Source organism: Nostoc sp. (assembly GCF_036917975.1).
In the GTDB taxonomy this organism is placed as follows: Bacteria; Cyanobacteriota; Cyanobacteriia; order Cyanobacteriales; family Nostocaceae; genus Nostoc.
Genome location: NZ_JBALEJ010000110.1, coordinates 24255 through 37413 on the forward strand (window position 1 = coordinate 24255; position 13159 = coordinate 37413).

The following is a 13159-nucleotide window of genomic DNA, read 5'->3' on the forward strand; positions in this document are numbered from 1 at the left end:
CGTCGATTGATATTTACCCAAAAGATTTGCCTGCATTACCTCCTGCCGTTTTTTAGTTCCGTCGAACTCACGTTAACTTATTTCTCAGCCAGAATCGCGTAAATTTCCCGTTTAACTTGCTCTAAAAGCTCACGCACCCGATTTATCCGCTCGATATTGCCACTACGAGCAACCTGTACCACCGCAGCAGCTAATTCTGTGGCAGCATTCCGCAACTCAATAAATTCTTGGGGCTTACCTGTAACGAAACCTTTGAAGGTATCCCAAGGAGAATCTGAAGGTTCTTGCTGGGTACGTTCTGCTAATAATTGTCTACCCTCATCCGTAATCGTGTAAATCCGCTTACCGCCTTCCTGTGCGCTCTTGAGATAACCACCTTCCTCCAGTAATTGGAGTGTTGGATACACCGAGCCAGGACTGAGGCGACGGAAACCACCATAGCGAGTTTCCATCTCTTTAATCAGATCGTAACCATGACTAGGATGCTCTGATAACAATTCCAGCAGAATGAACTTGATGTCACCCCGACGAGTCCGGTGTTCATCTCCCCAACCACGACCAAACATTTCATGACCAAAGTGTTTCTCATGATGTCTGCCATGATGCTTGTCATGGCCAAACCAAGACCTGACAAGCAATGAATCCTCTTCGCTAACTCCTGCCCATGCAGGTGCGCCAAAATGTGACCTAAAGTGTCTAAACATAAGTAAATCTCAAATCAACTTTCTCTAATATACGATATATCGGAATATATCGCGATATATCGGAATAGAATTTTGATGAAGATTTGTGAAGTAATACCAATTTAAAAAATGATTGCAACAAATAAATTCACGCCAAGCCAGACGCACCAAGGCAATTCCCAATCCAAAATCTAAAATCCAAAATCCAAAATGGTACAAGCAACCCTGCCAACACCGTAAGGAATAGCCAAGCTAGTCGAAACTGTTCAAATAGCGAGGAGTCTGCACTTGTTGGATAAAAGACTCTACCAACTGCAAATATTGTGAACCAGCAACTACTGCGGTATTGTTGTGATCTGCTCCTGGAACCAACAATAGTTGCTTTGGTTCGGGTGCAGCAGCATAAAGTTTTTCGCTCATAAAAGAGGGTACAGTCGAATCAGCAGCGCCATGAATGAATAAAACTGGCATTTTTAAATTTGGCAATTTTTTAATGGATTCAAACCGCTGTGTCAAGATTAAATCCACCGGAAACATCCAAAACATATTTCGATAAGTGATTAAATCGCGGATGGATGTAAAAGAGCTTTCCACGATTAAACCAGCGGCTTGTGGGTGTTTCACTGCCAAATCCAGGGCTATTGCACCTCCTAGAGAATGTCCATAAATAAAAATTTGGCTGGGTGGAATCTCTTGTTGCTGTACCAAGTAATTCCAAGCTGTCGCTGCATCTTCATAAACCCGCTTTTCATTAGGAAAGCTGCCTTCACTGCGACCATAACCCCGATAATCAATCAGTAATACCGAAAACCCTAGCTGATGAAACCTGTTGGCATGAGCTATATTTGCGCCAATATTGATACCATTTCCGTGTAAATATAGCAACACCTTGGCATTGGGTTGCTTGGCTTCTATCCACCAACCGTGGATGCGTTCTACCTGGCCTGTTTTACCAGGTACAGCTAACCAAACCTCTTCGTAAGGAAGATTAAAAAACTCTGGTGTCTTTTCAATAACAGCAGAGGGAAAGAAAATGAACCGAGGTTGCCCAATAAAAAGAACTAAACAGATTGCACAGTAGGTGAACGCTGCAATTATCCCAACCCAGAGTAGCCTCTGGGGAAATACTTGTATTATAAATTGCAATTTGTTAATTTTCATACCCTGTTTTTTAACTTTCAAGGTATGTATTATAACAATAAAAATACTTACTCTAAGACGCACTAGCATTTTAAAATGCGGGATTAAGCCATTCTCAAAAAAATTTATCCTAAAATCAAATATCCAGTAAATTTACGTATGCAAATTGGAGTGTTCTCAATGAATAGTAGAATTAGGCTATAGAGGAAAAGATTGTGACGCTCTTAAACGAAGCTCAATTAGAGCAACTAAAGGAAATAACCACACATCTGCGACAAGCAAGACAAGAAAAATCCATCCGCATAGAAGAAATAGCCTCTCAAACAATGATTCGAGCAGGTATTTTGCAAGCTTTAGAAGAAGAACGATTTGAAGAATTACCTGAGCCGATTTTTCTTCAAGGATTCATCCGTCGTTATGGAGATGCTTTAGGCTTGGATGGAAATGCTTTATCATACAGCCTGATAACCAATGTTGTCCGTGAAGATTCCAAAAATGCTCATAAGAATTCAGACAACAAAGGAAATACATACATACCTCTTGTTCTGACCTATATTTTACTATTGGTCGGTGCATCAGCTGGTCTTCTTCATATACTTAGTCCACAGCTTACAGCTGAATCCCCGACTCCAGAAAACAACGATCAACAGTCAATAGTCAGTAATCAGAGTGACAAATGAACAAAAAATAGAGGGACTGGGGACGGGGATTGGGGACTGGGGATTGGGGATTGGGGACTGGGGACTGGGGACTGGGGAGAGGAATTAATAACCAATGACCAATGACCAATGACCAATGACTAATGACCAATGACTAATGACCAATGACTATTTGTGGTTTACACAGATGCCAAGTAGTGGATTGCTCATAAGCATAAGCTACCTGAAAAAGCTGGTCTTCTCGTAGCACATTGCCAATTAGCTGTAATCCTATCGGTAGACCTTGATCGTCAAAACCACATGGCAAACTTAAACTAGGTAAACCAGCAAGATTTACAGGAATAGTCATCAAGTCAGTTAAGTACATACTCAAGGGGTCAGTAGTTTTTTCCCCTGCTTTGAATGCGGTAGTGGGAGATGTGGGACAAACCAACACATCAACCGTTTGAAAAGCCTTTTCAAAGTCTTGCTTAATCAAGGTGCGGACTTTTTGCGCTTTAAGGTAGTAAGCGTCATAATAGCCAGCAGAAAGGGCATAAGTGCCAATCATAATCCGGCGTTTGACTTCTGTACCAAAACCAGCAGCACGGGTACGAGTGTACATCGATAGCAGATTATCTGCATCAGGAGCGCGATACCCATATTTAACGCCATCGTAACGAGCCAGGTTTGCTGATGCTTCTGATGGAGCGATGATGTAGTAAGTGGGTAAACCATAGCGAAAGCGGGGACAGGAAATTATATGAATTTCCGCTCCTAAACTTTGTAGTTGATCTACTGCTTTGGTAACAGCTTGTTCTACTACAGGGTCTAAACCTTCACCAAAAGTTTCTTTAATAACACCAATTCTTAGCTGACCTCTAGGTTTGAAGTCTGGTTTTAAGTTAGCAGCGTAGTTGGGAATGGCAACTTTCAGGCTGGTAGAGTCTTTGGGATCATAACCTGCGATCGCACTCAATAATATTGCCGCATCTTCTACCGTGTTGGCAAATGGCCCAATTTGATCTAAAGACGAAGCATAAGCCACCAAACCGTAACGAGAAACCAAGCCGTAAGTTGGTTTCATCCCCACCACACCGCAGAAAGATGCAGGTTGGCGAATCGAACCGCCAGTATCAGAACCGAGAGCAACTACGCATTCTTGGGATGACACCGCCGCCGCAGAACCTCCCGAAGAACCGCCTGGAATTCGTGACAAATCCCAAGGATTAGCCGTGACTTGGTAGGCAGAGTTTTCTGTGGAACTACCCATTGCAAACTCATCTAAGTTGGTTTTGCCAACCATTACCGCCCCAATATCTGCCAGTTTTTGCGTCGCGGTTGATTCATAAGGCGGCACGAAATTTTCCAAAATCCGGGAGGCGCAGGTAGTAGGAACTCCCTTGGTACACATATTGTCTTTGATACCTATAGGAATCCCTGCTAGCAGGCCAATTTCCTCTCCCGCAGCAATTTTGGCATCCACAGCACTTGCCTGCTCTAATGCTCGTTCTGCGGTGACACATAAAAAGCTATGTAATTTTGGCTCTAACGCTTGAATGCGATCTAAAGCTTCTTGGGTAATTTCGACGGCAGAACGTTCTTTTTCTATCAGTTGTTGGTGCAACTCGCGGATGGATGCCATGATTGCTCTCTTTATGACTCAAGTCATTGATTCTAGTACATATTGGTCGAAATTGGGTATGGGGCATTGGGCATTGGGCATTGTTTATTTCTCCCCTGCCTCCCCTGCTCCCTTATCCCCCAGTCCCCAGTCCCCAGAATGCATCTTAACTAAGCGGATTAATATGTATTGAAATGTGTTTAATAGGTTTTGAAAACAGCAAATATATAGCTATCAACCATCTATTGAAGAGCTTATCAAAGTTTGGATATATATTGACTACTTTCGTGTAAGAGTATAGCAGTGTTTTATAGTGATATAATTTGGTATTATAAACACTGTCAGTACTACAAGATTCATAATCTTATCAAGAATTTCGCAAATTTTTTTCAGGGTAGGGTAGGATGATAAAAATAGCCACACGCAAATATTTAGGTAAACAAAATGTCTATGACATTGGAGTTGAGCGCTACCATAATTTTGCGATTAAAAATGGCTTAATAGCTTCTAATTGTTTCAATAAATCTCATTCGACAGCTTATGGTTATGTAACTTATCAAACAGCATATTTAAAAGCTAATTACCCATTGGAATATATGGCGGCACTGTTAACGGCTAACAGTGGTGATACCGATAAGGTGCAGCGATATATTACGAACTGTACAAATATGGGGATTTCCATAGACCCGCCAGATATTAATCGTTCTGGCGTTGATTTTACACCAACGGCAGGCAAGATTTTGTTTGGATTTTCGGCAGTGCGTAACGTGGGACAAAATGCGATCGCTTGTATTTTGGAAGCGAGAAATGACACAGGAGAGTTTAAAACACTCGCTGATTTTTGCGATCGCGTCGATTTGCGCGCTGTTAACCGCCGAACCTTGGAGTCGCTAATTTACTGTGGAGCCTTTGACAAAATCGAATCCAACCGCCAACAGTTAATTAACGACTCAGAATTAGTGTATGATTGGGCACAATCTCGCGCTAAAGACAGAGCTAGCGGTCAAGGGAATCTGTTTGATTTATTAGGTGATGGATTTTCTTCGGCTCAGAACAAGAGAGCGAATAATGCCTTTGAAACTGCTCCCAAATCTAAACCTGTGACAGATTTGCCCCCACAGAAAAAGTTGCAGATGGAGAAAGAATTACTAGGCTTTTATGTATCAGATCATCCACTGAAATCCTTACGGCAAATAGCGCCACTTTTGACTCCAATTAATCTTTCACAGCTGGGAGAACAAAGAGAAGATACAAGGCTTTGTGCAGTTGTGATGTTGAATAACGTCAAAAAAGTGGTGACGAAAAAAGGCGATCAGATGGCAATATTGCAAATAGAAGACCTAACTACACAATCAGAAGCCGTAGTTTTTCCGAAAACTTATGAACGCATTAGTTCTCTACTCCAAGTCGATACTAGATTGATTATTTGGGGAAAAGTAGATCGGCGTGATGAGCAAACTCAATTTATTCTCGAAGATGCAGAGCCAGTGGAAACAGTACAAATGGTAATGGTGGAATTAAATCCCCAACAAGCAGGTAACATGGAAGATTTACATCGCTTGAAAACAATTTTGCAAGAGCATTCAGTAGACAAAGAAAAGGCAAAAATGCCGGTGATTGGAATTATTCAAACTGAAACTTCTCGTAAACTTGTTCGCTTGGGTTGGCAATTTTCTGTACAAGATTCTAGAATTACCGTTCAAGCTTTACAAAATGCTAGTTTTCCTGCTCATATAAAATCCCTAACTGGTAGCTAATACTAGCAGTGAAAAATCAACTAATGCTAAAAAGTATCTTAAGAATTAGTTTTATTGAACTGTCAACAGTAAATTGCCTTAAATAGCTAGGATTTGGATCGTTTTTTTAGTTACTTATGCGGATGATAATTTCCTTGAGGGAGTGGTATCTTTTTATGCTAATACCCTTAAGGCTGCGACTGGGGGAAGGAGTTAGAACTTGATGACTGTAAATGAGCTACATAAATTTGTTTCATACTGTAAAAGAATTCAACCCCAAACTCACGAGGACATTCAAAAATTTTTTGAAGGAGTGATATTATTTCCTTACGATAAGGAACTTCTATTGCAAGCTTATTTATTTCTGAATATTAAAGAATTGTTTCCTTCGTGCGCTGAATTGCTGTTATTTGAAAAGTCTCCAATTTCAGATTATACAGATTTAGGGAAGTGTGATTTTGTCTTCCTGACTTTTAAAGGTAGTCTGTTTTTAATAGAAACTAAGTTTATTGATACAGAAGCAACTGGAGCAACAGAAAGAAAAAGAAGAAATAAACATAGAAATAAGGTATTTGAGCAAGTTATTACTTTAAAAGGTCGATTTAGCGAATATTGGAATATGAGGCTAGATCAATTAGAGTGTGGGGTTTTCACAACAGATGCAGAAGTTGCTTGGCGAGGAAATGGTGTGAATGTCATATCTAAATCAATATCTATAGACAAGCTAGAACAATGGCGAAGAAATTATCACAATAGTGATAAATTTTTATCTCATCAAGATGGGTCAAAGTTTGAGGAAAAGGTTAATTCAAAAGGTTGAGCCAAGATCCAAATATAGTTCTTACAGGGAAGCATCCCAAATATGTAAAAACATAATTTGTCATTGCGTACTCCTTCGGAGAAGCCGTAGGGTACTGTTTTGAGGTTGTTCACTAGCTTGCTTACCTCTACATCTGGTGGGTAACTAATAACTAAGTGAACATGGTCTGATTCTGCGTTGTACTCTGTAACTTTGTTTCTCCACTTAGTACAGGTATTCTCAAATATCTCTTGCAGTCGCTTGAGCATTGCTTGATTTATAACTTTTCTTCGGTATTTTGTGACAAGCACCAAGTGAATATTTAGACTATAAACTGCTCTGTGTCCTATATTGTAAGTCATGCCACTAAATGGTATTATGACTCTATGCTACTAACTTATCAGTTCAAACTCAATCCCAATCCCGAGCAAGTTGTCATTCTTGAGACTTGGAGGGAGTTGCTGCGTCGTCATTGGAACTACGCGCTAGGGGAAAGACTAGACTGGTTAAGACGTACAAGGTCACAGATCGACCGATGCAGCTTAGTTTCTGAACCAATTGGGGAGATACCAGAGAAAGCAGATTATTATACACAAGCAAGTGACCTTAAGCGAACCAAAGAACTATTTCCTGATTACAAAAGCATCTATGCTGACTGCCAACAGCAAAACCTTCTTAGGTTAGACAAAGCTTGGAAGCGATGGCTAACACCTGATAAAAAAGGTAAAAGGGGAGGAAGACCACGCTTTAAGAAACGTGGTGATATTTCTTCATTCACATTTCCGCGTGTTAATTCACCCAAGGCTGGCGCACACTTAATAGGTAATATTTTCGAGCTGTCCAAGATTGGTGAGATTGAGGTTATCTTACACCGCCCAATTCCAGATGGTTTTGAGATTAAACAAGCAACGATTTTAAGTAAAGCCGATGGTTGGTATTGCAGTTTTTCTTTAGAAGATAAAACCGTTCCCGACGCAATGCCTTGGGACGAAATCACAACTGCTACTGGCATAGATGTTGGTCTTGAAAAGTTTTTAACTACTGCTGATGGACAAAGTATTGAAGTACCGCAGTATTACCGTAAGGCGCAGTCTGTATTAGCCCGTCAGCAACGGCAACTTGCTCGTAAACCTAAAGGGTCTAAGAATCACAGTAAGCAATCTAACAAGGTTGCAAAGATTCATTTGCACGTTGCAAGGCAGAGAAAAGAGTTTCATTATCATGTCTCACATTGGTTTGTTAACTCCTATGATTTGATTGTTTTTGAAAACCTAAACATTAAGGGATTGGCTAGGACGCGATTAGCCAAATCAATACTTGATGTCGCGTGGGGTGCATTCCTCCAAATTATGCAAGCAGTAGCGGTAAAACGCGGCAAGCTGACACTTGGAGTTGACGCAAGAAACACAAGTATTAATTGTTCGAGTTGTGGTAAAAGAGTTGAAAAAACTCTTTCAATTCGTATTCATAGTTGTTCTTGTGGATTGGTCATTGACCGCGATTGGAATTCAGCATTGAATCTTTTAAAGCGTGGGTCGGTTGGACTACCGATTCCTGGCTGTGGAGGCTTAGACAGTAGTCAGCCCGTGAAGCAGCAAGTCTCATTTGTGAATTTGAGATGCTCCCGCTACACCGCTTGCGGTTAGCGGGAGAGTTGTCACCAAAAATATGAGCGATGCCTTTAGCCGACTTGCACCCTTCATCCAAGAATATATTTATCATCACCAGTGGACTGAATTACGTCCGGTGCAAATTGCCGCTTGTCAAATTATATTTGACACTGATGCTCACTTGCTAGTTACTGCTGCAACTGCTGCTGGTAAAACAGAAGCAGCTTTTCTACCAGTTTTGACTCTATTACATACCAACCCTTCTGCCACAATTGGCGCATTATATATTAGTCCAATCAAAGCTTTAATTAACGATCAATTTGAGCGTCTCAACGACTTACTCAAAGAAGCAGATATTCCAGTTTGGCACTGGCACGGCGATGTTTCGCAAACTAGAAAAAACAAGCTTTTAAAAAATCCTCAAGGCATTCTCCAAATTACCCCAGAATCTCTAGAAAGTTTGTTAATTAATAAAAATAACGACCTACTTCGCTTATTTGGTGATTTAAGATTTGTCATCATTGATGAAATTCATGCCTTTATGGGTTCAGAACGCGGTTGTCAAATTATTTGCCAATTACAACGTTTAGCAAAGTTGACGCAAAAACAACCACGGCGTATTGGTTTATCGGCAACTCTTGGCGATTACTCACTAGCTGAAGATTGGTTGCGTTCAGGAACAGACAAGCCAGTGATTACACCAAAAATTGATGGTATAAAACGCCAAATAAAACTAGCTGTAGAACATTTTTATATTACTGATGAAGTAGATGAATCTGAGGTAGCAGCTGATGAACAATATATTTTCAACCTCAGCAAGTCTCGTAAATGCCTAATATTTGCTAATAATCGTACACGAACCGAATCTGTAATTGCATCTTTGCGAAAAATTGCCACAGAACAAGGACTACCAGATATATATCATGTGCATCATGGGAGTATCTCTGCTAGTTTGCGGCAAGCTGCTGAAAATGCCATGCGTGAACCTAACAATCCAGCTGTTACTGCCGCCACTCTGACTCTAGAATTAGGTATAGATATCGGTCATTTAGAGCGAGTAATTCAGTTAGAATCACCCTTGTCGGTAGCTAGCTTTTTACAGCGCTTGGGACGCAGTGGTAGAAGAGGTGAAGCTGCTGATATGCGTTTTGTATGTGCTGAAGATAAGCCATTAGCAGAAGCTTCTCTACCAGAACAAATCCCCTGGCAACTTTTGCAGTGTATTGCGATAATTCAACTTTACTTAGAGGGACAATGGATTGAACCAATTAGACCAATAAAATATCCTTTGAGTCTGCTTTATCACCAAACAATGAGTATTTTAACAGCAGCAGGTGAAATTTCAGCTAATGCCCTAGCTAAACAAATTTTTAGTCTGCCGCCCTTTGCTGCAATTTCCAAAGAAGATTTACAACTATTACTACGCTATTTAATTGATATTGGTCATATTCAGCATACTGAACAAGGTAAATTAATCCTGGGTTTGGCAGGAGAAAAGGTAGTAAGAAAATTTCAGTTTTATGCTGTCTTTGCTGAACAGCAAGAATATATTGTTAAGCAAGATGCAACAGAAATTGGTAGTATAGTCACGCCGCTTCCTGTTGGCAATCAATTTGCTTTAGCTGGCAGAACTTGGGAAGTTGTAGAAGTTGACTTTAAGAAGAAGGCTATTTTTGTTAAACAAGCTGAGGGTAAAGCTAGCATTTATTGGCGTGGTGGTGGTGGTACTATTCATACCAAAGTTTTACAGCGAATGCAGCAAGTATTGTTTGAGAATGTCGAGTATAGTTACTTGCAAAAAAATGCTTTACAACGTTTACATCAAGTTCGCCAATTGGTGCAGCAGGTTGGATTAGATAAGCACAATATTTTACAACTAGAAAAAGGTAAATGCTGTATTTTTCCTTGGATGGGTACAATTGCTTATCGCACCTTAGAAAGATTACTTAATTCATACTGTCGGGAATCATTGGAAATTACAAGTATAGGCGGAGTAAATCCCTATTATTTGACATTTAAATTAGGCAATGATAAATTTAAATATCTTTATCGTGAAATTGCTTCCTTGTGTGAGCAAAGAATTACTTCAGAAGATTTAGTCAGTACTTCAGAAGCACCAGAACTTCAAAAATATGATGTTTTTATTCCTCATCCACTTTTATGGAAGGCTTTTGCTAACGATTATTTGGATATGAGCGAACTTAAACAGCAAGTGGCACTGTGGAGAGAATAAGCTCCAATACAGTTCGCTTAAGATTCCCGCCCCTTTTTTTAAGTAGGTAAAAGGTGGTTGTATCACAATATAGTTCAGATAAGCCCAAAACACTTGTAGAGACGCTGCGCGAACGCTAACACAAAACTTAATTACGAATTACGAATTATGAATTATGAATTATTTAATTAATCTGTGGAGCGATCGCAAATCATAATTTAAGATTTTTCCAGTATTCAAAAGTTGATATCCGGCGAAAAATAAAGCAGATGATGCCACAACAATTAAAAGATTAACTGACGCAAATACATTACCAGTAAAAGCTATGACTACAATTCCTAGCGCTATCAAAATCCATCCTAAGTTAGGGTTGATTCGCTGCTGACAAAGCACAAAAATACCGGAAATACATAGCAATAAACCAGGAATACCAAAAAATATACCAACACGAATATTTGCAGTTAAAATGATGATGCCTGCAACCATCAAGGCAAAGCCTATGTATTTGGTTATCTGATTCACCGGAGATTGTTTGCTGTTAAGAGTAATTTGAGCCTGCATTTGTGTAGAATTTGCAGGAGAAAGAATATTTTGTTGATGTTGGATCTTATCTTGAAATATAAATGTGACCTTTTCTCCTTGACCAAGGTCTATTCTATCTCCTAAATTTATTTGATAGGGTCTTCTAGATTCTAATCTAGTGTTGTTGAGAAATGTCCCATTAGAACTCCCTAAATCTTCAATAAAATAATTATTTACGTGAATTTGAATCTGTGCATGAATGCGAGAAACTACATCTGCATCTGGCAAGTTAGAAACATCAATATCTGGCGGAATTTGGTCATTGGCTTTACCAATATGAAACACCGCAGTATTTGGTGGTAACTCAAAAGCAGTGTTAGTTTGGACATGAAAAAGCTCTAAACTTAGTCCTATAATGTTAGATGTAGTTAAATTTTGCATAGTTTTTAGTCAATAATTTATCTAGACTTTTGACTCTTGCAAATCAGTAGGCAATTTAAATCTGTTATAACTTACCGATTCCCCTACCTGATATAAAGGAATCTCAATCCAAAACTCGGTTCCTTTACCTAGTTCTGATTCACACCTCAGTACTCCAGAGTGTTTTTGCACCACAATCTGATAGCTAATCGATAAGCCTAACCCCGTTCCCTGACCCACAGGCTTAGTGGTAAAAAATGGATCAAATAGTTTCTTTTTCACCTCTTGGGTCATACCTGGCCCATTATCTGCAATTTTCACGACTACTCGATTGTCACTAATCAGTTTGGTACTAATTATAATCTTACTAGGATTGCTATCAATCTCTTGCAGAGAACGTTGAAGATTGCACATATCAAGAGCATCGATCGCATTATTGATTACGTTCATAAACACTTGATTTAACTGCCCTGCATAACATTCTACCAGAGGTAACTCACCATATTCTTTGATAATTTCAATTTTGGGATGCTCTGGCTTGGCTTTCAATCGATTCTGCAAAATCAGCAGTGTACTATCAATACCTTCGTGAATATCAACCTCTTTCATATCTGCTTCATCCAGATGAGAGAAGGTGCGTAAAGATAAAACTATCTGCTGAATTCGTTTCGCTCCAATTGTCATTGATTTGAGAATTTTGGGCAAATCATCTAGCAGAAATTCCAAATCAATTTCTTCTATTTTTTCCTGAATCTCTTCTCCCGAATTTGGGAACTCTTCTTGATAGAGACGTACTAGTTCTAGCAGTTGTTGAGTGTATTCACTGGCATGGACGATATTACCAGAGATAAAGTTAACGGGGTTATTAATTTCGTGTGCAACCCCGGCTACAAGCTGACCCAAACTAGACATTTTCTCAGTTTGAATTAATTGGGCTTGAGTGCTTTGGAGTTCTTGTAAGGCTTTCTGGAGTTCTGATTCTGCCTGTTTACGTTCAGAAACTTCTAACTCTAGGCGTTGATTCATTTGGGTTAATTCAGTGTTCTTCATCAGGGTTTGACGAGATTCAGCTAGCTTTAGTGACATGTAGTTAAATGACTTAGCAAGGTCTTCTACTTCATCCCCTGTCTGAATATCTAGACGGTAATCTAGGTTTCCGGCGGCAATTTCTGCTGTTCCTACTTGTAATTTTTGCAAAGACTTAATTGTTGGACGCCAAATCACTATAAATTTAGCAACAAATAGAATTATAATTACTTGCACAACGGCAAAAGAGATAATTCTCTGTATTTTATATAGGTTTTCCAATTCGTATTCAACCAGAAGATGCTGCTGATTAGCATGTTTAATTACCTGACTGAGGAACAATTCAATATCTCTATCAAAAGAATTGATGGCTCTAAAGTATTGCTGGGAATCTGCTAAAGAATTGTCCTTAGAATTCCAATTAGTTAGTTGACTTGATAACTGGCTGAGAAATTGGTGACGGCGGCGAATAACTGAGATTTCTATAGCATTTGGCATCAAGGTTTCTAACTTATCAAGGGAGTCTAAAAACTGTTTTGAAGATTTGACCATTCCTGTGTCTTGACTCTTAAGTAAGACAATATCCTTGAGTTCAATGATTTCAGATTTTAAGGCGTTTTCCGCAGTCAGGACAACTTTGAGAGTTTCGGTAGTTTAGACATCTCCGAAAACTATCAAAGCTTTACTATGGCTAGCTTATAGGATGTAAATGCAACCATCAAAACTAGCTAGTCAAAACTATAAAATAG

10 protein-coding genes and 1 pseudogene are annotated in these 13159 nt (G+C 39.4%); 5 read left to right on the forward strand and 6 right to left on the reverse strand.

The genetic code is table 11. From position 1 onward, the window contains the following. Nucleotides 1-77 precede the first annotated feature (77 nt). On the reverse strand, nucleotides 78-704 hold the full coding sequence (locus tag V7K76_RS33205) for a PadR family transcriptional regulator (protein WP_334779118.1): 627 nt from the start codon (nucleotides 702-704) through the stop codon (nucleotides 78-80). 231 nt (nucleotides 705-935) lie between these two features. Continuing rightward, nucleotides 936-1844 (reverse strand): alpha/beta hydrolase, encoded by a 909-nt coding sequence (locus tag V7K76_RS33210; RefSeq protein WP_334779117.1) that lies wholly within the window; start codon nucleotides 1842-1844, stop codon nucleotides 936-938. 194 nt (nucleotides 1845-2038) lie between these two features. On the opposite strand from V7K76_RS33210, the gene V7K76_RS33215 reads away from it, so the two are divergent. Beyond that, a complete protein-coding gene (locus V7K76_RS33215) occupies nucleotides 2039-2503 on the forward strand; it encodes a helix-turn-helix domain-containing protein (protein ID WP_334779116.1) in 465 nt (154 codons plus the stop codon). Nucleotides 2504-2636: 133 nt separating this feature from the next. Here V7K76_RS33215 and gatA read toward each other — a convergent pair whose 3' ends face one another. After that, nucleotides 2637-4106 (reverse strand): Asp-tRNA(Asn)/Glu-tRNA(Gln) amidotransferase subunit GatA, encoded by a 1470-nt coding sequence (gene gatA, locus V7K76_RS33220; RefSeq protein ID WP_334779115.1) that lies wholly within the window; start codon nucleotides 4104-4106, stop codon nucleotides 2637-2639. Nucleotides 4107-4489: 383 nt separating this feature from the next. On the opposite strand from gatA, the gene V7K76_RS33225 reads away from it, so the two are divergent. Further along, nucleotides 4490-5842, forward strand: coding sequence for a helix-hairpin-helix domain-containing protein (locus V7K76_RS33225; RefSeq protein WP_334779114.1), 1353 nt, complete (start codon nucleotides 4490-4492; stop codon nucleotides 5840-5842). Nucleotides 5843-6044: 202 nt separating this feature from the next. Continuing rightward, nucleotides 6045-6641: a hypothetical protein gene (locus tag V7K76_RS33230; RefSeq protein WP_292847471.1), complete on the forward strand. Its 597-nt coding sequence runs from the start codon at nucleotides 6045-6047 to the stop codon at nucleotides 6639-6641. 92 nt (nucleotides 6642-6733) lie between these two features. On the opposite strand, the pseudogene tnpA reads toward V7K76_RS33230, so the two are convergent. Further along, nucleotides 6734-7000: pseudogene (tnpA, locus tag V7K76_RS33235) on the reverse strand (IS200/IS605 family transposase); the annotation flags it as partial. 6 nt (nucleotides 7001-7006) lie between these two features. Between tnpA and V7K76_RS33240 the strand changes: the two are divergent. Together V7K76_RS33240 and V7K76_RS33245 are read left to right on the forward strand one after the other, a co-directional pair. Continuing rightward, nucleotides 7007-8266 (forward strand): RNA-guided endonuclease InsQ/TnpB family protein, encoded by a 1260-nt coding sequence (locus V7K76_RS33240; RefSeq protein WP_335030412.1) that lies wholly within the window; start codon nucleotides 7007-7009, stop codon nucleotides 8264-8266. A gap of 22 nt (nucleotides 8267-8288) precedes the next feature. Next, a complete protein-coding gene (locus tag V7K76_RS33245; protein WP_334779112.1) occupies nucleotides 8289-10463 on the forward strand; it encodes a DEAD/DEAH box helicase in 2175 nt (724 codons plus the stop codon). Between the two features lie 159 nt (nucleotides 10464-10622). On the opposite strand, the gene V7K76_RS33250 is transcribed toward V7K76_RS33245, so the two are convergent. Then, nucleotides 10623-11405, reverse strand: coding sequence for an FHA domain-containing protein (locus tag V7K76_RS33250; protein WP_334779111.1), 783 nt, complete (start codon nucleotides 11403-11405; stop codon nucleotides 10623-10625). Nucleotides 11406-11426: 21 nt separating this feature from the next. After that, nucleotides 11427-12962, reverse strand: coding sequence for a sensor histidine kinase (locus tag V7K76_RS33255; protein WP_334779110.1), 1536 nt, complete (start codon nucleotides 12960-12962; stop codon nucleotides 11427-11429). Between the last annotated feature and the right edge of the window lie 197 nt (nucleotides 12963-13159).